Here is a 21,683-nt window from a genome sequence, read left to right on the forward strand (position 1 = left end):
ACACACGTCCGCCGCCGGAACGGGAAGCGATCCCGCGAGCGGAGCCGGCCGAAGCCTCCCCACTTGCCGGCCGGCCGACACCAGCTTGCGCGGCTCCGCAGAAAGGGACGAGGCGGGGCCTACGCCTGGCCGGTCTCGAAGCGGGACACCTTGCCGTCGTCGACGGTGAAGTGCCATCTGGTCCGCATCTCGCCCCAGGTGTCGTTGCGGTAGCGGGCGACGAGCGTGTGGCCGTCGTCCGCCTCCGACTCGATGTCCATGTGCCCGCGGGTGGAGAACACCTCCCGGTCGAGCCAATCGCGGACGTCGCGGTCGGTTCCGTCGTCGGCCATGGTCGCGCCCGGCGTCAGGACGTCGTACACGGTGCTCGGGTCGCCCGCGTTGAGGGCCGTGACGAAGGCGCGTACGGTCGGGTCGCTGAGCTGGTTCACCGGAATCGTCATGCCCTACCCGTACACCGGCACTCCCTGGTCCCGTCGCACCCCGGCCGTGGCGGTCGCTCCAACAGCGGGTCGGCCCGGCTGCGAGGGTGGTCAGGATCAGTCTTGGGACCTGGGCGTTGATCCATGGCCCAACTCCAGCGACTGGCTGAGCCGGGCACGGCCCATGGCCCCGGGACCACGGACGGCACCGCCCAAGCGAGGGCTCCTCGCTGTCGCCTGCCAGCTCGGCGGACCCATCCTCGCACCAGGCTATCCGTCCCTGGCGCGGAGCCACTGCCGGTAGAGCTCGTCATAGCGTGCCGCGACAGGAGCCTGTGGGGCGAACCGGCGCAGGCCGCGTTCCGTGTGTGCCTGCGCCGCCTCAAGGCTGGGCTCCAGTCCCGCCGCGACCAGTGCCAGCAGTGCGGCACCGTGCAGGCTCGCGTCGGGCTCCGAGCTGGCGTGCACGGGTCGGCCGAGTACATCCGCCCGCAGCTGCACCAGTTCGGGTGAGCGTGACGGCCCGCCGGCCAGCACGATCGGCGTGTCGGGGGCGTCGTCGCTCAAGAGGGTGTCCACGGCCTGACGTACGACGTACGCGGCGGCTTCCTGCGCGGCGCGCAGGAGGTGGGCGGGGCGATGGTGCTCGGCGAGGCCCCACAGCCCGCCCCGTTCCTTCTGGTCCCAGCCGGGGAAACGGCTGCCCGTGAGCAGCGGCGACATGGACAGTCCGTCGCTGCCCGCGGGGATGGCGCGGAGCGCGGGACCCAGCCGTTGCACAGCGGTGGTCGGGTCGCCGAGTCCCAGCAGGCGGGCCCAGTAGGCCAGCGCTCCGCCGGTCATGCCGGTCGCGCCGCCGCAGGTCCACAGCCCGGGAGTGAGATAGGGGTTGAGTACGGCAGCCGAGGGGCGTTCGTGCGGGGATGCGATGACCTGGGTCAGTACGTCGGTCGTACCGGCCACGTCGACGACGGCATGGGGGGCCGAGCCTGCCACGGCGGCGGCGCCGACCGTGCCGTCGGGGCCCCCGGCGGCCACCGGCAGGCCCTGAGGCAGGCCCGTCATGAGGGCGGTGGTCGCGGTGACGGCACCGACGATGTCCGTCGCGGCGTGCTGCTCAGGGAAGTGCTCCGGCCCCTTTCCCGCGATGGCGAGCAGGCCGGGGTCCCAGGCCCGGCGGGTGACGTCGCTGCCGAGCGTGTACGCCGCGCTGGTCATGTCGGTGGCGGCCTGGCCGGTCAGACGCAGCACCAGGAAGTCCTTGGGGGCGAGCGCCCATCGGACGCGCCGGTGCAGGGACGGGTCGGTGTCCTTCAGCCAGTGCAGGAGGGGGACGGCCCCGCCCGTCACCGCGGGGCGGCCGGTCAGGCGGAGGGTGGCCGGGTCGGGCCAGGCGGCCGTTACCTCCCGCACGCCGCGGGAGTCGGCCCACCCGCCGGCCCGGCCCAGTGGGTGGCCGTGCTCGTCGACCAGAACCTGACCGACGTGCCCCGCGATGGCGAGACACCGCAGTCGCGGGCGGGCGGCATCGTCGGTGACGTGACGCAGGACGTCGCACAGGTCGTCCCACAGCCGCTCGGCGTCGAAGGTCTCGGTGCCCTCGTCGGCGCCGCGCCTGCTGCGGGCCTGAAGCAGCCGCTGCCCGTCGGACGCCACCAGGGCGGCCCGCACCTCCGATGTGCCCACGTCCACGGCGCACACGACGCCGCCGGTCGCCATGGTGCGTCACCTCTCCAGCCTGATGAGCAGCGGGAATTGGGGTCGGCTCCAGCTGTGCGCGAACTCCACCGGCCCGGTCCCGTCGCCGTGGGCGAGCCGGGTGATGGCGATGAGCGGGGTGCCCGGTGGCACCTGGAGCAGTGCCGCCTGCTCGGCGCTGGCCGCGGCTGCCGACACCTCCTGCTCGGCCCAGGTGAGTGTTATGCCGAAGCGGTCGGCCAGGGTCCGGTAGAGGGAGCCGCCGATCAGCTCGTCCTCGGCGAGGGAGGGCGCCAACCCATAAGGGACCCAGGAATCCTGGATGGCCGCCGGCTGTCCGTCGACGACGCGCAGTCGCAGCAGCCGGATGACCTTCTGGCGGGGTTTGAGGCCGAGTCTGTCACTGACGTCCTCGGGTGCGTCGGCGACCTCGCGGAGGTGGACCACGGTGTCGATGACGGCGTCGCCCCGGCCGATGTCCTCGCTGTACGGACCGAGGCTGTGAACCTTGCGGAAGGTGGCCTGACGGTCGGCCACGAACGTGCCCGCGCCACGGCGGCGGACCAGCCGGCGTTCGTCGGTGAGGCGGCCCACCGCCTGCCGCACCGTCATTCTGCTGACGCCGTAGTGTTCCGCCATCTCCCCCTCGGAGGGCAGCCGGTCACCGGGCCTGAGGGTGCCGCAGGACAGCTGCCTGTCGAGGTCGCGGTAGATCACCTCGTACATGGGCAGTCGTGCCACGCGGTGCCTCCTTCGGGTCGTGTTGCACGCTTTGGTTACATCATGCCCGCGAACGGCAGAATCCCGTGCGTGGGCCGGCGGGTCGGCACCTCGCCGCGCGCCCAGCCGACCGCGGCCAGGCTTCCGTCGCCGCGACGCACCCACACGTCCAGTCCGATCCGTGTGCGGGAGCCGTCACGTTCCACCTCACGCACCGCCCCCGCGGCCTCGATGCGGTCGAAGGCGCTCACGGGCCGCAGGAACTTCACATGCAGCCAGCCGGTCCGAAACCACTCGGCACCGACGGCGCGGGTAAGCAACTCGACTACGTAGCAGACGAGTTGCTGCCCCTGGACGATCGGTAGCGGGAGGCCCCCGGCACGTGCGGTGGCGAGGCTGTCGTGGATGTTGGTGACGAACTCGCCGATCCGGGAGAAGACGGCCATCTGCTCGAACGTGATCTCCTTGCGCAGCGGCTCCAGCCCCATGCCGAACAGCGCATTTCCGCCGAGACGCTCCGCGAGCGGCAGGGTGGTGTCGTACTCGTCGCTGACCCGTCGGCTGGTGGCGCGGCCGGCCGATCCGCGTCCGGCCACCTCGCCCGGCGTGGTCCGCATGATCTCGACACCCCGGTGGCGGACCAGCGTGCGGTCCTCCTCGTCGCGGGCGTCGGCCTCCATGACGACGTACCCCTGCCCCCGCCGCTCGTACTTGTCCACGTAGCGTCCGGCGAGCCGGACCCGCTGCCCGACCAGGACGGGCCGGTGGAACCAGAGCTCCTCCTCGGTGTGCAGGCCCACCACCTGGCTGGCCGCGAAGTGCAGGGTGAAGAGTTGCAGCAAGTCGTTGGCGAGCAGTCCGGCGTGGCCTATGCGCGGGCCGTCGGGGCCGGCGCGCAGGTACCAGTCGTGGTGATCGTCCTGCGTGAACGCGAAACGCTTGACCTTGAGGTCGTCCACCAGCAGGTCGACCGGGCCGAACTCCTCGGGAATGACGATCTCGTCGAACACCGGCGGTTTCAGACCCGCCTCGAGATCCTCCTCGTGTGCGGCGCGGGACGGGTCGGTGAGGTTGCGGCCGAGAACCGCCGTGTGATGTGCGGTCATTGCACTTCTCCGTCCACGACGGCCACCGCGCGCAGCGGGGAGCCGGTGCCGTGCGCGATGCGCAGCGGGAACGCCAGGAAGAAGCTGAGCGCCGGCAGCCGGTCCAGGTTGGCCAGGTTCTCGATGATGAGCACGCCGGCGGACAACAGCACGTAATGCGCGGGCAGTTCACCGCCCCCGCCGTCGCCGCTGTCGAGGCTGACGCAGTCGGTCCCCACCGCCCGCACGGATCGCTCGCGCAGCAGCTCGGCCGTCTCCCGCGCGATGCCCGGCCAGTTCTGCAGGTGGGCGAAGCCCGCCTCGTGCAGGCCCCAGCGGGTGCGGGCCCACTGGAAGTCCAGCAGCACGATGTCCCCGGCCTCGAACGGCCCGTGGCGTTCCTCCCAGTCACGCAGGGGCTGTGGGCCGACCATCTCGTCGGGGCCGGGCGGTGGATCCATCGTGACGGTCGCACAGCGTCCGGTGAGCGCGGTGAGCGCAAGCTCGTCGACGCTGACGCGGGCGTGGGGGCCCTCGATCGGGAAGTGGCAGGGGCTGTCGACGTGGGTGCCGGTGTGCTCGCCGAGCACGAGCTGGTTCATGCCGGCGACGTCGCCCATCGACAGCCATCGATTCTGGAAGTACTTGGCGTGGGTGGGATAGGTGGGCATGCCCTCTTCCAGGGTCCGGCTGAGGTCGACCAGTCGGGCCCCGGCGAGTATCTCGCCCAGTGCCCGGGCGGTCTTCGGGCCGTGCCCCGCCGTCGGTGTCCGCATCCCGTCCTCCTTGGCGAAGTGCGCAGGACGTCGAGTGGTTCGGTGCCCGGGCACCGCAGGAGGCTGCGGTGTCCCGGGCGGTCGGGCGCGTGTCATCCGGTGCGCACCTGACGGGTCTCCTGCCGGGCGACCAGGACGGCGATGATCAGCACGCTTCCGTTGAAGATGGGCTGCACCCAGAACGGCACTCCCAGCAGACTCAGTCCGTTGAACCCGATGGCCAGCAGGGTGATCGCGACCAGCGCTCCCAGGACGTTGTAGTAGCCGGGCCGGTAGGTGGCCACCCCGAGGAACGCCGCGGCGTAGGCGGGCAGCAGCAGGTCGGGCCCGTAACCGGGGTTGGCCGATCCGGCCTGGGCGAGAGCGAAGTTGGCCGCGATACCCACGATCAGCCCCGCGGCGGCGAAGGAGGTCATGCGCATCCGGTTGGTCCGCACGCCTGCCAGGTAGGCCACGCGCTCGGAGCCACCGATGGCGTACCAGAAACGGCCGTACGGGGTGTGTTCCAGAATGTAGAAGAGGATCAGGGCGAGCAGCAGGGTCAGCCACACCGCCAGCGACAGGCCCAGGAAGTCGTCGGATGCCAGGGACGTCAGGGCGGAGGGGATGTTCTCGAAGATGACTTTGCCGTTGCTGATGCCCTGGGCCCCGCCGCTGAGCAGGATGCCGACGCCGAGGGTGGCGATGAAGGAACTGATCTTGAAATAGACCGTCAGCACGCCGTTGACCAGGCCGACGAGCAGGCCGACGACCGGGCCCGCGCCGATGACGAGCACCGGATTGCTGGTGTGCTGGGCCACGACGGCTTCGAGCATCGCCAGGAATCCGATGAGGTACCCGACGGACAGATCGAACTCCCCGATGATCAGGGGCATCAGGACGGCCAGGGTCATGGTCGCCGTGACGGCCTGTACGAGAGCCACGTTCTGGAGGTTGCTGGCGGTCAGGAACCGGTCGGAGGCAAAGGTGAAGACCACCACGAGCAGGACGAGGAGCACCACTGTCTCGTAGCCGCTCACCCAGGACAGCAGCCGGGCTGGGGCGAGGCGTTCGCGCCCGGGGTGCTCGGACGCGGCATCGATGTGCCGAATGGTCTTGTCGGTCATCACAGGGCCTTCGTCATCAGGTTCTCGGCGGTCATGGCAGGCCCGGAGATCTCCTCGGCGAGCCGCCCCTGGTGCAGCACCAGGACCCGGTCGCACAGGCCCGCCATCTGCTCGGGTTCGGTAGAGGTCATCAGGACGGCGATACCGCTCACCGCGGCGTCGCGGATGGCGTCGAACATCACCTCGCGAGCGGCGGGGTCGACACCGTAGGTGGGGTCGGCGAGGACCAGTACGCGCGGCCGCATGCGCAGCAACCGGCCCAGGATGACCTTCTGCTGGTTGCCACCGGACAGCCGGCCGAAGACGGTCGACGAGTCGGTGGGCCGCACGTCGAGGTAGGAGACGACCTGCCGGACGGCCGCGCGCATCGCGGCCCGCCGGTGCCAGAACTTGCGTGCTTCGGGGAGGACCACGTTCTCGCTGACGGGGAGAGTGTGGATGCCGCCCTCATGGAGCCGGTCGGCGGGCAGGTACACCAGACCCTGGCGGATCGCCAGCCTCGGCGGCAGTGTGCGGGGCAGCCGGTGTCCGGCGACTTCGATGGTGCCCCCGCGGCGCTGTTCGGCACCGGTGAGCAGCCGTGGCAACTCCTCCAGGCCGCTGCCGCGCACCCCGATGACACCGACGATCTCGCCCGGCATGAGGCTGAGGTCGAGTCCGTCGACATCGTGTCCGCTCACGCCCTGCACGCGCAGCACCGGACCGGTTTTCCGCTGCGGCAGCGGGGCCCGGTCGCGGCCGTCGGCCGTGTGCCCCCACAGGGCGGCGATCCCGGTCGTGCCCCGGACGGCGCCGGTCCGGGTCCCGGCGTGCGTCTCGTCGGCCGGGCGAGACGCCTGGGCGGTACCGCGCATCATCCGTACGATCTCCGAGCGTTCCACCTTGGCGGCGGGCCCCTCCAGCACCAGCCGGCCGGCGTCGAGCACGGTGACCCGGTCCGCGTAGGCGAGCTCGGCAAGCCGGTGGGTGACGGCCAGGACCGGCAGGCCGCGGTCGGCGATATTGCGCACGTGCCGCAGGAAGGGCTCGGCCTCGGCCTCGGGCAGAGCCGCCGTGGCCTCGTCGAGCACCAGCAGCCGCAGGTTCTCGCCGGCGGTGCGCACGGCCAGCTCCACGCTGAGCATGGCCCGCTCGGCACCGGTGAGGCGCCCGGCCAGTTCCCGGCTCCGCCGCTCGAGCGACAGGTCGTCGAGCAGCCGCTGGGTGTCGGCGCGAAGCGTGCGCCAGGCGATCCGGCCGGGCACCGCGCGGGGGTAGCCGGCGAACAGGGCCACGTTCTCGGCGATCGTCAGCCGGTCCACCAGCGGGGCCTCCTGGTGGACGACGCGCACCCCGGCCGCCGCGGCGGCGGCCGGGCTCCATCCGCTGGTGACGTCCCGGCCGTCGACCAGAATCCGCCCGGCGTCGGGTACGTACACCCCCGTGATCGTGCGGACCAAGGTCGACTTGCCGCTGCCGTTGGCGCCGAGCAGGGCGTGGACCTCGCCGTCCTCAACGGTCAGGGACACCTCGCTCAGCGCCGCGAAGGTCCCGAACCGCTTGGTGACGCCGTCCAGAGCGGCAGTCATCGGGCATCACTTCCACAGTCCGTCGAATGTCTTGGGGTAGTCGAAGGAGGCGTGCCAGTCGGAGCCGGACGCGGGCGCGTTGTCCTTGTCCAGCACGACGAAGGGCAGGTTCTCGCCATGCGGCTCGGCCAATGGCTTCTTGGTGAGCAACCGGGATGTCTGGTCGAGCATCGCGTAGCCCATGTACCGGTTGTCGTAGGCGGCGTCGGCGACCTGGACGTGCGACTTGCGCACGAAGTTCAGGTTCTCCTGGCTGCCGAGCACGCTGATCAGGCGGACCTTGTCGCCCAGGCCGGCCTGGGCGATCGCCGGCACGACCGCTGCCGCCGCCGGGTCGTAGGGGATGAAAACGTAGTCGACGTCAGGATGCGAACGCAGGTAGCTGACGACCGACTGCGGCAGCACCTGGGCCACCTGGTTGCCCGTGAAGTAGCGCAGCGGCTGCACCGTGCAGTCCTTGCACTTCTTCAGTTCGTCCAGCAGCCCCTTCTGCAGGGCCAGCACGGACGGGAACTCCTTGTCGGAGTAGACGACGATGTTGGCCTTGCCTTTGGAGTCGGCCTGCACCCACTGCGCGGCCTTCGTCCCGAGAGCGGCGTAGTCGGGCCCGACGTCGAAGGCGTAACCGAGGTTGTTGCCGGACGGCTTGATGGGCGGATTGGGCGAGTCCAGACCGTTGGAGCCCGCGCCCACCGCAACGCCGGCGCGCTGCGCCGCCCTCAGCCCGTCCTGGACCGCGTTCGGGTCGATGGCGATGTTGAGGATGATGTTGGCGCCCCAGGACAGGGCGTTGAGCATCTGGGCGTTCTGCTTGTCCGGCGTACCGCCGCCGTCCAGGACCCTGACCTGCCAGCCGAGCTGCTTGGCCGCCTGCTCGGCGCCCGTGGCGGGCGACACGCAGCCGCTGAGGATGCTCAGGCAGGTGATGACGGCGACCTTGAGGTGCTTGGGGGTGGTGACCGGTGCGGTCGGGCCCTGGTATTTCGAGGGTGACTCGGTGGTCGCCGCGCTGTGCAGGTCGTCCCACTGGTCGGAGTGCCAACCGACGCGCAGGGCCGCGGCCTTCTGATCGCCTTGACCGTTGCCGGAGGCGGTCTGGGCGTGGGAAGTGGAACCGGCCCACGCGGTGCCGGCGGCGAGGACGGCTGCCACCGGAAGGGCGAGGACGGTGTGGCGTATGCGTCGTCCGCGGGTGGTCTTCATGATGGTGCGTCTCCTGTGACGGGCGGATGGTGGATCAGGCGATCGCGACGGGCCGTACGGGCGAGCCGGTCGCGCCGGTGATGGCGAGTGGGAGGCAGAGCATCAGGAACTCATGGACTGCCGCCGCGGCGAGTTCCTCGAGGTAGACCCATTCCATGAGGGGGATGCCGAGGTCCCGGATCAGGAGCCGGTGCACCGGCTGGGGTTCGCCCTGGACGCCGGAGGGGGAGACCTCGACGGCTGCCGTGTCACTGCCGACGGCGGCCGGCCGGTACTGGGCGAGCATGCGCGCACCGTCCAGGTCGAGCCCGGCTCCCTGGACCGCGGCCATCGCCTCGGTGTCCGGCCAGTGCTTCATGGTGCCGGTGCGCAGCAGCAGTACGTCGCCCTCCTCGATCCGCACCTGCTGCCGTTTGAGCGCCAGCAGGATCAGGTCCGGGTCGATGTGCTGGTGGGGCCGCAGCGTTTCACGCCCCAGCGCGCCGGGCGCGTCCACGAGGACCGCTCTGCACAGCAGGGGTGGCAGCGTCGACGCGTCGTGGGTGAGGGGGCCGTAGTCGCCGAGGTACTCGTGCGCTGAGTAGCCGCCGTACCACTCGTCGTTCTCACCTGACGTGATGTGCGCCAGGGCATCGATATGGGTGCCGGAGTGGGCGCAGAACGAGAGGATTTCGGAGATGAACCCGAACCGGGAGGCGTTGTCCCGCAGAAACTCCAGCTCGCCGCGGGCGCCTTGGGCGCGCTCACCGGCCGGTGTCCGGAAGGTGAGGACCTGGAACGGCGGGTGCCCGGGTGCCAGCGGCATCCCGGGCCACCACCCGGAGGACAGGTCGAACACCCGGCCCTGACCGGCCAGGGCAAGGGCGGAAGGGTCCACGTGGAGATCCGTGGGGCGGTGCGCGGAGGTGTTCACTCAGATCACCCCCCGGGACTTCAGCCGGGTGATCTCCTCCTCGGACCGTCCCAGCAGCTCCCCGTAGACGTGGTCGTTGTCCTCGCCCACCAGGGGTGGTGCCTTGCGCACCGACCCGGGAGAGGCGGTCATCTTGATCGGGATGCCCGGCAGACGCAGGGTGCCCAGGACGGGGTGCTCGACGTCGAGCATCATCTCCCGCGCTTTGATCTGCTCGGAGTCGACGACTTCGGGGATGTCGCTGACCTTCCCGAACGGGATGCCGGCCTCCTGCAGGACCTGCGCGATCTCGTCGCAGGGGCGGCTCTTGGTCCAGGCGGCGACGGCTTCCTCGAGCTCCTCGATGTGCGCCATACGGCCCGGAACCGAGGCGAACCTCTCGTCGTCCAGGAGGTCCTCACGGCCGATCGCCCGGCACAGCCTGGGAAAGAGGGGGTCGGTCCCGGCGTGGATGTAGACGTAGCCGTCGACGGTGGGAAAGACGTTGGCCGGGCCGGTGAGCAGGTCGCGGGAACCGTTGCGCCGCGGATGCTCGCCCAGCATGGCGTAGGCACTGGGCCGCGTGCCCAGAGAGGCGAACAGCGCGTCCAGGGACGCCACGTCGACGTGTTGTCCCTGGCCGGTGCGGTCCCGGTGCAGCAGGGCGAGCATCGCCCCCATCGCCCCGTGGAACCCGGCGATGTAGTCGGCGATGTACGTGCCCGTCAGGGTGGGCTCACCGTCCGGCGGACCGGTGAGGCTCATCAGCCCGGACGTGGCCTGCGCGATGGCGTCGAAGAGGGCCCGGCGAGCGAGCGGCCCGGTCTGCCCGAACCCGGAGATGGACACCAGGATGATGCCGGGGCGCAGCTCCTGCAGTCGCCGGTAGGGCAGGCCCATCGCCTCCATGGTCCCGGGACGGTAGTTCTCCACCACGATGTCGCTGCGCCGGACCAGGTCCTCCAGCAGCGCCAGTGCCTCGGGGCGGCGGGTGTCCAGCGTGGCCCCGTACTTGTTGCGGTTGTAGACCATCGTGTAGACGCTGTGCTGGCGGTGGAAGGGGGCGTGCTTGCGGGCGTCCTCGCCGCTGGGCCGCTCGATCTTGATGACCTCGGCGCCCATGTCGCCGAGCAGCTGGCAGCACAGCGGTCCCGCGATGAACCGCGACAGGTCCAGCACCCTGATTCCGTTCAGTGCGCCGGAAGCGCCGGTGTCGCGGGCGGTGCTGTCGGTCATGATCAGCCCTCCTCCGGCTCGTAGGGGCGGAAGGCGGGGTAGGTCCAGGCGTTGACGCTCCGGTCGATGGGGACGTCGAAGAGAGCGGGCGTGCGGCCCTCCAGCGTTTCCGCGACGTGCTTGGCGAGCTCTTCCAAGCCGGTGGTCCGCTCGGCCGGCAGGCCCAGACCGCGAGCGACCTGGGCATAGTCCGACGGCCCGAAGTCCACGCCGATGGTCCGGTTGTCGTAGTGGACGATCTGTTCCTGACGGATGTTGCCGTAACCGGCGTCGTTGAGTACGACGACCGCGACGCGGCCCCCCACCCGCACCAATGTCTCCAGCTCCGCCAGACTCATGCCGAGCGAACCGTCCCCGACCAGGGCCACGACGGGGCGCTCGGGGGCGGCCACGGCCGCAGCGACGGCGGCGGGGACGGCGAAGCCCATGTTCCCGAAGCCCACCGGCTTGATGTAGCTGCCCGGCTGCCGGATCTGCCACAGATACGACCACACACCCGGATTCCCTGCGTCCGGGATGAGCAGGGTCTCGTCGGGCGCGGAGGAGCGCAGCCGCAAGACGACGTCCGCGGGGGACAGGCCCTCCGTGTGCGCCGACGCCACGGCGCCCGGCTCCTGCCACCACAGCTCTTCGGCCTGTTCCAGCTCGGCTATCCAGGCCGAGCGGCGGGCGGAGAACTCGTCGGCCCGGCCGGCCAGCAGCGCGTGGAGTTCCTCCAGCGTGGCCTTCGCGTCCGCGACGACCCCGGTGGTCCGGCGGCCGTAGTAACGGCCCAGCATGGCGGGGTCCACGTCGATCTGGATCACCTGCGGCAGGTCCATCCGCCACCGGCCCGTCGAGACGGCGTTGAGGCTGTTGCCCACCGCGAGCACCAGATCGGCGTCGGCCATGACACGGCTGGACAGCCGGGTGCCCATCCGGCTCAGCGCCCCGAAGACCAGGGGATGCGTGGTCGGCACGGTACCGATGCCGTTGAACGTCGTGATCACCGGTATCCGCAGGGTCTCGGCCAGCGCCAGCGCGGCCCCGCCCGCGCCGGAGCGGTTGCAGCCGTTGCCCAGCCACAGCACCGGCCGCTCGGCCCGCGCGAGCCGCCCGGCGACATCGGCCAGTGCGCGGACATCGGCGCGCGGACGCTGCACCACCCACCGGCGCATCGGATGCTCCCCTTCGGGCACCGCAGCGTCCGCATCGGCCACCGGCCCTTCGATGGTGTCCCGGGCGAAGTCCAGATGAGCCGGCCCGGGATTGCCGGACATCGCGTTCAGATAGGCCTCCTCCACGGCCTGGCACAGTGCGCTCGGATGTGCCACCAGGCGGCTGAATTTGGTCAGGGGCCGGAACAGCTCGACGTGATCGGCGTTCTGGGCGTCGTCCCGGTGGATGTTCTCACCGGCGTTGTTGCAGGTCAGCACCAGCATCGGGCTGGAATCCCTCACCGCCCCGCCCACCCCGGTGAGCAGGTTGGTCGCCCCCGGGCCCGTCGTCGCCAGGCACACCCCCGGCGTCCCCGTCAGCCGGCCGTAGGCGTCCGCCATGACGGCCGCCGCGTTCTCGTGCCGGGCGGTGACGAACTCGATCGCGGGCGAGGCCAGGATCGCGTCCGTGATGGAGAGCGTCTGGCCACCCGGCACCCCGAAGACCGTCCGGACGCCCAACGACTCCAGCATTCTCACGACGAGCTCTCCACCGGTGACCGACCCAGACATGACCCCTGCCTTCGTTCCGCACCCCAAAGCAAAATCTATCTAGTTGTCTAGATATTTCCATTGAGAGCACGTGCGGGGCATATGTCAAGTAAGGAATGGAGGGGCGATCTGCCGCCGTCCCGGAGGGCGGGCGCTCATGCCTGCCTGTACTGGACGCTCCGGGCTCCGCGCACACTCTCGGGCGCTCCACCCGCCGGGGCCCGCACGGCCCGCCGCGCTCCCGCCGGCCGGCATCGCCAGGGCCAGGTGCCCCCTGTCGGCCGAGTGCGAGGACCGGGCACGGCGTCGCCGCGAGTCCCGGGCCTCGACCGCGGGCGGTGTGCGGCGGGGTGTGGTTCGGGGCTTGCTGGAGCGGTCGTGCAGGCCGGCCTCGCCCTCGGCCCGCCAGCGGCGGATCCACTTGTGGGCGGTGGGCCGCGCTATGCCCATCTCGGCCGCCACGTGCGCGACGGGACGGCCGGACAGGACGCGTTCGACCAAGATCCGTCTGCCGTGAACGGTCAGGCGGGCATTACGGTGGGACACGAAGGCCTCCGTGTGACCGTCGCGACACCTCCACCACACCGGAGGTCTTCGCTATGATCAAGACCCCGGCCCTGTTAACAACGCTCGTGATCAATACGCCTAGTACGGGCCGCCGCGGAAGAGCATGCTGCCGTGGTGGCGCGGGCGGTCACCACGTTCGTGAGCCGCGTCGGAACGCTCCGCAGGGGCCGAGAGCCGGGCAAGGGCACGGAGCGTCGACAGTCCGGCCAGTACTTCACCACGACGCTTGGAGGACTTCATCCAAGTCGGCAGCCGGGCGAACATCGCCATCGTGGGGGAGGCCTGACGCTCGCGCAGGCGGGCGCGTACGTAGGCGTCGAGGGCGTCGACATGGTTCTCGTTGTAGGCCCACAGAATCCGTCCCGCGCAGCGGGTCTGAAGCCACAGCGGGCGCCGGAAGAAGGGATCCTCGGTGCCGCCGGGCACTGCGCCCACCAAGCCGGTTCCCCGCTCCTGGGCCGTCCAGTCGGCGACCGCGCCGCATTCGGCGCAGGCGAGGCGGCGCGGCTGGAAGAGCAGGGCGCTGAAGTACTTCGGCGCCGCGACGCCGGGCACGGGCACGACGAGCCCGCGGCCACCGCACCTTGGGCACACCACCAGCACCCGTCCGGTGAACTGGACGAGCCACTGGCCGTGATCGCGGTGGCGGACCGGGCCGGTGTGCGTGGGCTCCGAACTCATGACGGACACCCTGCCAGGCCCGACCCGGCCAGGCGACCGAGATACGGCTCGACGCCGGGAAGTGGTTCTCGGCTGCCTGCGCACCGAGCTCGGGCCGGCCTCCGCGGGGCACCACAAACCCGGAAACCCCAACGTCCACATGGGATTAGCCGATGACAACGTTCATTTCACCGGAATCGCGCTGGGCCGCGTGCGCGCGATCGGCGTGGACGTGCTGGGTGCGCACGGCAGGCGGCGAACCGCTGCTGACTCCGCAAGCATCGCTCTGTTCCTTCCGTACCCGATCAGATGGCGGTCAGCTGGCGCGCAGCCGCTCGTCCTCGCGGATGATGCTTCCCGCATGAGGGCGGCCTCCGGGTGGCACACACGCTGGGGAGGCTGCCCGCCGCCTCCTCGGCGTGTCCGCGTTCCACACCGCGCCTGCCCTCAACGCCGGGATGTTCAACGTCGCAGGCGCCGCCCCGACTCTCGCCGGCGCCGCCACCACCGCGGCGTTCAACCTGGGCAACACCGGCGGCCCCTGGCTCGGCGGCTCCGTCATCGACGCCGGCCTCGGCTACGCCTCCCCGGCCTGGGCCGGCGCCGCCATGACCGCCCTCGCCCTGGCCACAGTCGCCATCGCCCTGCGGCTCACCAGGCCGACCTCCCGGATCGTGACCCGCTCCTCCGCGTCCGAAGCCCCGGAACACGAACCCCCGCAGCAGCAGGCCCCGGATCAGCACATCTTGCAACAGCGGGCTACGGAGCAGGAGTTCTGCGCATAGCAGCCCTCGGTCCGCACGGCCGACGCGTCCTGCGCATCGTCTCGCTGGGCGCTCGAGCCCGCCAGGTGCCGCACGCTCCATCCTCGCCCTGTCAGCTGTCGACCGGACCCTCCCGCCCCGCTCCGGCACCACCGTCTCCGTGCCGCCACGGCCACCACGCTCGGCTACCCCCACGCGGCGGCCACGGCCTCCATCACGGTCCCCGTGGGTTCCGCCGTCCTCCGTTCGTGTCCGTCAGGGCATCTGGTGGCGGTGCAGCCGTCCGTGGTTGCGCCACCAGGCCACCTTCCCGTCGGGTCCGCGCACGAAGTCGGAGCGGGTGCCGACCGGTCTGCCGTCGGGGTCGAGGTCCAGTGCGAAGTCCTTTCGGTAGAAGGCGAGTCCGACCTCGCTGGTCTGGTCCTCGACCGCGTCCTCTTGGTCGGAGGCGACTCCGGGGTCTCTGGTTGAGTGTTGGACCGTCTGGGTACCGCGCAGCCGTCCGTCGTGCCGGGCCAGTGTGATGACGGCGTCCTCCACGGCGCCCTTGTCGTTGATGCGCTGTGCCATGTAACGGCCCTCGTAGGGTGCCAGTTCCTGGCCGCTCAAGGCCTTGGCCGTGGCCGGCAGGTTGGTCACCCCGGCGAACCGGCTGAGGGCCCAGTCGTCGGTGAACAGTTCGTCCCTGAGCCGGGTCCCGCCTTCCGAGTTGGTCAGCAGGGTCAGTGCGAAGCCGCGGCTGGGAACCATCACGAAGCCCGAGATCTGGCCCGGCCAGGTCCCGCCGTGCTGCACGATCCGTGGTCCCTGCGCCGTCGGGCGCAGCATCCAGGTGACTCCCATGCCGTCGAGTTCCACGACCAGCGTGCCGCCAGGGCCGGGTCGGGAGCGCATCTGTTCCAGCGATTGTCTGCTCAGCAGTCGTGTGCCGTCGGGGGCCGTGCCGTCTCCGAGGTGGAAGCGGGCCCAGCTCAGCTGGTCGCGCACGCTGGAGATCAGGCCGCCGGTCGGCGCGAGGCTGCGCGGCTGGGGCCAGAAGGACGGCTCCAGCACGGCCTTGCCGTCGACGACGTTGTGTGACGCCGCGACGTTGAAACCCACGATCTCGTCACTCGAGAAGCGGCTGTGGTCGAGCCCGAGCGGATCGATGACCAGTTTGCGCACCGCCGCCTCGTAGGTTGTGCCCGTCACCACCTCGATGATCCGGCCGGCCACGCACAGCGCCGCGTTGTTGTAGGCGAACACCTCTCCTGGGGCGGTGAGTTGCGGCAACCGGGCCATCGACGCGACGAAGCGGGCCAGCGCGTCGTCGCCCGGGCCGAAGTCCTGGTAGTCGTCGCCCAGCCACCCGGCACTGTGATTGAGCAACTGCCGCACGGTGACCTGCGCCGACGCATACGGGTCGGCGACCGTGAAATCGGGGAGGTAGCGGCGCACCGGGGCGTCCAGCTCGACCTCGCCCCGCTCGACCAGCCGCATGATTGTCGTGCCGGTGAAGGTCTTGGTGGTCGACCCGACCCGGAAGACGGTGTCACCGTCGACCGGGACCGGATGGTCGACATTGGTGATCCCGTACCCCTTGACGTACTCCTGGCCGTCCAGGAGCACACCCACCGCCGCTCCGGGAATCGCGTACGCCCGCATGGCCTCCTCGATCTTGGCGTCGAGGGCGCTGAACAGTGAGGTCTCCGTGCCGTCGGCGTCGCCGGTGCCGCCGCCCTGTACAGCGGATCGTGGGGACGCGGCCGACGTCGCCGCCGGCCCCAGGGAGACGGTCGCGCAGCCCACCGCTGCCGCAGTGCTCAGAAAGCCGCGGCGAGACCACCGCGAGGGCCCGGGAAGTCCAGGCGACGCGGAGCGCACGGTGTCGGAGCCGGCCGACAGCAGGTCCTCATCCACCGGTACCGGCTCCCTCACTGTCGATGACGAACCGCGCCGGTTTCACGGAGCTCACGCATCGGGTGTCCGGGTTCTCAGGGTCGTCGAAGAAGGAAGTGATCACCTTTGCCCCGCACGGGTGGTCGAACGTCCCGTGGGCGACACCGGCCAGGGTCACCACCGTGGAGCGGGAGAGCGCCCGGGCGACATAGCGCCCCCACTGAGCCCCGGTCTGGGCGTCGAAACTGCCGGAGATGGCAAGGGTGGGGATGCTGCTCCGAGTGACCGCACGAACCGAGTCGGGTGCCTTCGGGACGTCCCAGGCCTGGCACGCCTGCCGCAGGAACGGCAGCTGCGGCGCCTGTGCCAGGACCGAGCGGGGGAGCTCGGGAAAGGCTCGCAGCCCCTTGGTGAGCTGCTCGTCGGGGGTCTCGAACGGAACCCATTCGCTGCACCAGACGCTCAGCGACAACCCGTGAGCGAACATCCCTTGCGAGCCGGGAAGCCAGGCGGCCGCCCACTGCTCGGCGATGCGCTCGGGGTGGCCGTGGGCCAACTCGTCCACGCCCGACGGGAAGGTGTCGGGGGCGTGACTGGCACGAACCAGCCAGTTCAGCAGCGCCCCGCCGTCGAGGACCACCTTCACCGTTCCGACCTGCGGAACCGTCACGTGCGTGGTGACCGGACGGGCCTCCAGCTGACGCACCATGCGCAGGAAGGTGGCACCGACGTCCGGGTAGCGCTGCCGGCAGGAGGGCTGGGCCGCGCAGGCGCTCACGATGTTGTCGAACGACTCCCTCATGCTGCTCCACGTCCACCCGGGCGTCGCCACGGACGGCGGTACGACGCCGTCGACGGTCACGGAGCGGATCCCTTCGGGGAACATGCGCATGTAGGTCAGCGCCAGTTGCGTCCCGTAGGAATGCGAGAGGACGTTCCACTGCCGGATGCCCAGGGCCCTGCGCAGATCCGCCACGTCGGCGGCGTTCTCGCTGGTGTTGTAGGCAGCCGGATCGACTCCCTGGGATGTCAGGCGCTCGCGGCACCGGGCCGCCGCCTGGGCGTATCGGTCTCCGGTGGATGGTGCGTCGTAGAGGAGGTGGACGCGCTCCCCGTAGAACCGGTCGATCTCAGGACACGTCAGCGGCCGCTGGGACGAGAACGTACCGCGCTGGGAAAGGACGACCAGGTCACGGTCGCGGTTCAGCCCGGCCTCGGTGAGTTCCGATATGTTCCCCAGGGCGTCCGCGCCGGGCCCGCCGGCGAAGAACACGATCGGATCGGGGCGCGGCCTCTGCGATGCCGAGCGGACGAGCGCGACGGCCAGTCGAAGGGTTCGCGTGGAGGGACGGGCCCGGTTTTCCGGTACGACGAGGAAGCCGCAGTGGGTGCCCTTCAGTACTCCGTAGGTGGTCGGGCACGGAGCGGGTTCGAACCGTGATGACGGCTGTGTCCGCGCGGGCGGGGGCTGGGGCAGGGAGAGCACGGTTCCCGGAAAGATCCAGTGGCCCTGGTCACTGGAGGCGTACCCGTGCCGACGGGCCTCATCCTCGATGCTCTGCCGGTTGAGGGTGTAGACGCTGTCCCACCGCAGTGCGTTTCCGAGGGTCTGCTGGGCGATGTCCCACAGCGTGTTTCCAGAGGTGACGGTGTGCGTGCCGGCCTTCGCGCGTGGGAGCAGGGACGCACCGGCCGTCCGTCCCGGCGACAGACCGGGCTGTGGCCGGCTGATGAGCGGGGGGTCGCCCTCCCTCGCTGCGGGCTTCTGGCGGGCGGTTTCCAGGCCGGACGCGCCGTGGGCCGGGGCCGCGCACAGCACCGTCAAGCCGACCAGGAACATGGCGGCTGCGGCAGCCGTGCCGCGGTTGCGTATGGGCATGTCGTCCTTCCGAACCGGTACCGGCGGCAACGCACCGGCACCGATCGAACTCGTCACCAAATGGTTGAGGTCGTCACACGCCATGCTGCGAAGACCACCCGTGCCCCGCACTCCAGCAGGCCCAATGGGGTCATACACGCGCCCGCCGGCGGCGACGGTGCCCTCGCTGAGCGGCGACCGCGGGCCGCAGAGAGCCAAGGGCCGAAAGAGTTCCCGAACCGCGTGTCACGTTCCGACGGCCTCCGGCCGAACCGTCTGCGGGGCTGGAACGCGAGCGACGGCCGAGGTCGTCGATGATGCCGCCGGCCGCCGACATAGGGGGCTCGTTCTGTTCCCGGAAGACGAGGACACCAGCAGCCTGGACGTCTCCTGGTCCTACCCCGGCTTCGGAGCGTTCCGGCGGTGGCCGGCACAGGCCGAGGGGTTCACATGGACGACGTCGTCCGACACGGCGCAGAGCCTCACCGGCGAACTGGCGTTGAGGCCGCGTACAGCTCACTCTGCGGTCTCATCGGCGGCCTGAGCCGCACAGCGGTCCCGATCGTCCTGTCGCACAGCGTCCGGCGTGTGTGGCGGGCAGCCTACTTGCGTGGTTGCCGGACCGTTCGAGACAGCCGGTGACGAGCGTTCTCAAACGACCGACTTCCGCGGACGTCACGTTCGCGATAGATCCTCAACACCATCAGAATCGCCAACAGCGTCCGACGGAGATCGCCGTTGCCCATGGTGCTGCGATGTGGAAAGCCCCGAACCCGCCCTCGCCGCCTCGGATCTGCACGTGGTGATGTGCTGTGCGGTGTGCACTGTTACCTGTACGCGGTGCTGAGCTGCACTGTTATAAGGGGAATCGAACCCCCGCGTTGCTCTTCACGCGCCAGGAGTGGGCTGGAAAAACCGCCGGCCCTCGGTGTGTGCACGCCTCCGACGCTGCTACCTGCTCCACATCGTCCCAGCTTGCCGGACTGCTCAGTCCAGCAGGTCAGCCTCCCAGTTCGTACGCTGGATCCGCACATCGACCTCGCGGATCTCCCGGGCGAGCGCATCCGCCTGACCGCGTAGTTCTGCGACCGGAAGCGCGGAAAGCATCATCAGCTCGGACCGCAGTTGCCGGCCGTATCCCCGCTCGCCCTTGCCCGCGGCCGCGTCCGCCGCCGCGGTGACCACAGAGTGACGCAACCGCAGTACATCCCGGCGCGCGAGGGCATCGGTGAGCGTGCCGTCCTGACCCATCTCCACAGTGGCGTTGGTGCGGTTGATCCGCCGGATCAACGTTTCCAGAGCGTCCAGCACCTCACCGGCCTCAGCCAACAACTGAGCTGCATCCTCGGCGGGTGTCTCCCCTTCCTGGAACCTCGCACTACTGACGACACGCGCTCGCAGTTGTTCTACACGGCGCATCGCCTCCGCACGTTCTGCCAGTGCCTCAGCAAGCTTCACTGTTTCCCGCCTCCCCTCCATGAGGTCGCACGAGTATACGAGTGCCAACCGGCTGATGCACACCTGGAATTGGATCCGCCGGAGCCCTGACCAGCCACTTGGTGCGAGCGGACAGCCGGTCGTGCGCCACGAAAGAGAAGCCGACAGCGCGAACGAAGATGGGTGGGAATCCGACAGTTTCCGCGCGACAGGACACCGATGGTCAGCCTGGCGCGCCCCCTCCGGCAGTTCTGGTGACAGCCCGCCTGCCCTGGTGACAACTAGCCTTTGCCGGTAAGGACGTTGTTGACGGCATCGGCAGGCAGACAAGACGCGGCCATGTCCGTCCTTGTCTCAGACTGTCGGGTCCCAGAGTCCGCCGGCCTCGCCGCGAGCAAGGTGTTCAGCGTAGACGCCGACCTTCCAGGCGATAACTGAGCGACACTCCTCCAGCGCCTGGATCTGTGCCTCGACGCGTTGCTGATGGGCGTCGAGGAGCTGCAGCCGTTCTGCCTCGTTGCCCGGGCCATGCCGTACCAGCTCGGCGAATTGTTTGAGGTCGGCCAGCGGCATGCCGGATTCACGCAATTTCACGCAGATCAGCAGCCAGTCGACATCGGCGGTGGTGTACCGCCGCCGTCCGCCCGCGGTGCGCTGGACCGATCCGACCAGCAGGCCCTCGCGCTCGTAGAAGCGCAGTGCATGCACGCTGAGTCCGGTCCGTTCGGACACCTCGCCGATGCTCAGCGGCTCCGCGCGGGATTCGACAGTTGCCATGCCGCCCAGCCTAGGACTTGATCTAGACCTCACTCCAGTTCCTAGCGTTGTCGGCATGACCATCACCGATCAGCAGCCGCTCGGCTCGCCCTTCTCTGCCACCAGCACCGCGGGAGACGTCATCGCCGGCCTCGACCTCTCCGGCGCAATTGCCGTCGTGACCGGGGGCTACTCCGGACTCGGTCTGGAAACCACCCGGGGCCTGGCGGCTGCCGGGGCCCGGGTCATCGTTCCGGCACGCCGGCCCGGCCTCGCCCGCGCCGCCCTCGCAGATGTGGATGGCTGTGAAGTCATCCCCATGGACCTGGCGGACCTCGACAGTGTGCGCGCCGCCACCGCACAGATCAATGACTCCCTCAGCAGGCTCGACCTCCTCATGGCCGTCGCCGGCGTCATGGCCACCCCTGAACGCCGCGTCGGGCCCGGCTGGGAAGGCCAGCTCGCCGTCAACCACTTCGGGCACTTCACCCTCGCCTGTGAGCTCTACCCGCTCCTGGCCGCCGCCGGCGGTGCGCGCGTCGTCGTCAACAGCTCCGCCGGGCACACCCTGACCGACATCCGCTGGCACGACCCGCACTTTCGCACCGGCTACGACAAGTGGCTGGCCTACGGCCAGGCCAAGACCGCCAACGCCCTGTTCGCCGTGCAGCTCGACGCCCTCGGGCGCAACGACGGCGTTCGGACGTTCGCCCTCCACCCGGGCAAGATCATCACCGGCCTTCAGCGAGAGATGACTCTCCAGGAACAGATCGACCGTGGCTGGGTGGACGAGCACGGCACCGTGATCGGCGCCGACTTCAAGACACCCTCCCAAGGCGCCGCCACCGGTCTGTGGGCCGCCACCTCCCCCCTCCTCGACGGCCGCGGCGGGCTCTATCTCGAAGACTGCGACGTTGCACCCGTCTCCGCCGCCGCCGCGCCCATGGACGACGGCGGCGTCCGCGCCTACGCCATCGACCCCGACGCAGCCGCACGGCTGTGGGAACTGTCCGTCGCGGCGACCGGCGCCACCGCGGTCATGCGATGAACCCGTGCTCTGCATGCGCCGGGCTGCGCGCCGCTGGGGTACTCGGCGCGGGACGGAAAGACTTCGGCCTCATCGCGGCCAACCCGAGCCAGGTCACCCGGCGATCGGATGTCGCCGGAGCCGGAGCCGGAGCCGGAGCCGGAGGGAGCGGAGCGACGGACACGTCCTGCACAAGCCGGTCGCCGAGGCCACGGCATTCGAGGTTGTGGAGTGGCTCAACATCGCCTTGTGAACACACCGAAATCGCGGCTGTCATAAACGTCTTCGCGAGCTGGACGAGTGCAGCGGCCTGTGCCGATACGTGGTCGGCGGGGCCGGCAA

Annotated in this window: 17 protein-coding genes and 2 pseudogenes; 2 read left to right on the forward strand and 17 right to left on the reverse strand. The window is 70.2% G+C overall.

Features of this window, described 5'->3' with window-relative positions; all coding sequences use genetic code 11:
- Positions 1-119 precede the first annotated feature (119 nt).
- The 13 genes and pseudogenes from AB0J12_RS13670 to AB0J12_RS13730 form a co-directional block, all read right to left on the reverse strand.
- On the reverse strand, positions 120-443 hold the full coding sequence (locus AB0J12_RS13670) for a nuclear transport factor 2 family protein (protein ID WP_363264460.1): 324 nt from the start codon (positions 441-443) through the stop codon (positions 120-122).
- 249 nt (positions 444-692) lie between these two features.
- Complete coding sequence (locus tag AB0J12_RS13675) at positions 693-2,141, reverse strand: FGGY-family carbohydrate kinase (RefSeq protein ID WP_363264461.1); 1,449 nt, start codon at positions 2,139-2,141, stop codon at positions 693-695.
- Between the two features lie 6 nt (positions 2,142-2,147).
- On the reverse strand, positions 2,148-2,861 hold the full coding sequence (locus tag AB0J12_RS13680) for a GntR family transcriptional regulator (RefSeq protein WP_363264462.1): 714 nt from the start codon (positions 2,859-2,861) through the stop codon (positions 2,148-2,150).
- Positions 2,862-2,896: 35 nt separating this feature from the next.
- Positions 2,897-3,946 (reverse strand): hypothetical protein, encoded by a 1,050-nt coding sequence (locus AB0J12_RS13685; protein WP_363264463.1) that lies wholly within the window; start codon positions 3,944-3,946, stop codon positions 2,897-2,899.
- Positions 3,943-4,701, reverse strand: a complete 759-nt coding sequence (locus tag AB0J12_RS13690) for a cyclase family protein (protein WP_363264464.1) — start codon at positions 4,699-4,701, stop codon at positions 3,943-3,945. The genes AB0J12_RS13685 and AB0J12_RS13690 overlap by 4 nt, the downstream gene beginning before the upstream one ends.
- Before the next feature lie 92 nt (positions 4,702-4,793).
- Positions 4,794-5,807, reverse strand: a complete 1,014-nt coding sequence (locus AB0J12_RS13695) for an ABC transporter permease (RefSeq protein ID WP_363264465.1) — start codon at positions 5,805-5,807, stop codon at positions 4,794-4,796.
- On the reverse strand, positions 5,807-7,375 hold the full coding sequence (locus AB0J12_RS13700; RefSeq protein WP_363264466.1) for a sugar ABC transporter ATP-binding protein: 1,569 nt from the start codon (positions 7,373-7,375) through the stop codon (positions 5,807-5,809). Before AB0J12_RS13700 ends, AB0J12_RS13695 begins: the two co-directional genes overlap by 1 nt.
- 6 nt (positions 7,376-7,381) lie before the next feature.
- Positions 7,382-8,578 carry a sugar ABC transporter substrate-binding protein gene (locus AB0J12_RS13705; RefSeq protein ID WP_363264467.1) on the reverse strand — a complete coding sequence of 399 codons (1,197 nt, stop codon included), beginning with the start codon at positions 8,576-8,578 and terminating at the stop codon, positions 7,382-7,384.
- A gap of 34 nt (positions 8,579-8,612) precedes the next feature.
- Positions 8,613-9,455: a cyclase family protein gene (locus AB0J12_RS13710; protein ID WP_363264468.1), complete on the reverse strand. Its 843-nt coding sequence runs from the start codon at positions 9,453-9,455 to the stop codon at positions 8,613-8,615.
- A gap of 36 nt (positions 9,456-9,491) precedes the next feature.
- Positions 9,492-10,706, reverse strand: coding sequence for a CoA transferase (locus AB0J12_RS13715; RefSeq protein WP_363264469.1), 1,215 nt, complete (start codon positions 10,704-10,706; stop codon positions 9,492-9,494).
- Positions 10,707-10,708: 2 nt separating this feature from the next.
- Positions 10,709-12,415, reverse strand: coding sequence for a thiamine pyrophosphate-binding protein (locus AB0J12_RS13720; RefSeq protein WP_363264470.1), 1,707 nt, complete (start codon positions 12,413-12,415; stop codon positions 10,709-10,711).
- Between the two features lie 297 nt (positions 12,416-12,712).
- A pseudogene (locus AB0J12_RS13725) lies at positions 12,713-12,940 on the reverse strand (leucine zipper domain-containing protein); the annotation flags it as partial.
- A 99-nt stretch (positions 12,941-13,039) separates the two neighbouring features.
- Positions 13,040-13,642, reverse strand: a complete 603-nt coding sequence (locus AB0J12_RS13730; RefSeq protein ID WP_363264471.1) for a hypothetical protein — start codon at positions 13,640-13,642, stop codon at positions 13,040-13,042.
- Positions 13,643-14,031: 389 nt separating this feature from the next.
- Between AB0J12_RS13730 and AB0J12_RS13735 the strand changes: the two are divergent.
- A pseudogene (locus AB0J12_RS13735) lies at positions 14,032-14,406 on the forward strand (hypothetical protein); the annotation flags it as partial.
- Positions 14,407-14,640: 234 nt separating this feature from the next.
- Here the strand turns inward: AB0J12_RS13735 and AB0J12_RS13740 are convergent.
- From AB0J12_RS13740 to AB0J12_RS13755, 4 genes are all read right to left on the reverse strand, one after another.
- On the reverse strand, positions 14,641-16,173 hold the full coding sequence (locus AB0J12_RS13740; RefSeq protein ID WP_363264472.1) for a serine hydrolase domain-containing protein: 1,533 nt from the start codon (positions 16,171-16,173) through the stop codon (positions 14,641-14,643).
- A gap of 103 nt (positions 16,174-16,276) precedes the next feature.
- Positions 16,277-18,142, reverse strand: coding sequence for an alpha/beta fold hydrolase (locus AB0J12_RS13745; protein ID WP_363264473.1), 1,866 nt, complete (start codon positions 18,140-18,142; stop codon positions 16,277-16,279).
- A 966-nt stretch (positions 18,143-19,108) separates the two neighbouring features.
- Positions 19,109-19,579, reverse strand: a complete 471-nt coding sequence (locus AB0J12_RS13750) for a DIP1984 family protein (protein WP_363264474.1) — start codon at positions 19,577-19,579, stop codon at positions 19,109-19,111.
- Positions 19,580-19,912: 333 nt separating this feature from the next.
- A complete protein-coding gene (locus AB0J12_RS13755; RefSeq protein ID WP_363264475.1) occupies positions 19,913-20,335 on the reverse strand; it encodes a MerR family transcriptional regulator in 423 nt (140 codons plus the stop codon).
- A gap of 55 nt (positions 20,336-20,390) precedes the next feature.
- On the opposite strand from AB0J12_RS13755, the gene AB0J12_RS13760 reads away from it, so the two are divergent.
- Positions 20,391-21,362: an SDR family NAD(P)-dependent oxidoreductase gene (locus tag AB0J12_RS13760; protein ID WP_363264476.1), complete on the forward strand. Its 972-nt coding sequence runs from the start codon at positions 20,391-20,393 to the stop codon at positions 21,360-21,362.
- The last annotated feature ends 321 nt before the right edge of the window (positions 21,363-21,683 follow it).

Origin of the sequence: Streptomyces sp. NPDC049915 (assembly GCF_040656475.1) — a bacterium.
In the GTDB taxonomy this organism is placed as follows: domain Bacteria; phylum Actinomycetota; class Actinomycetes; order Streptomycetales; family Streptomycetaceae; genus Streptomyces.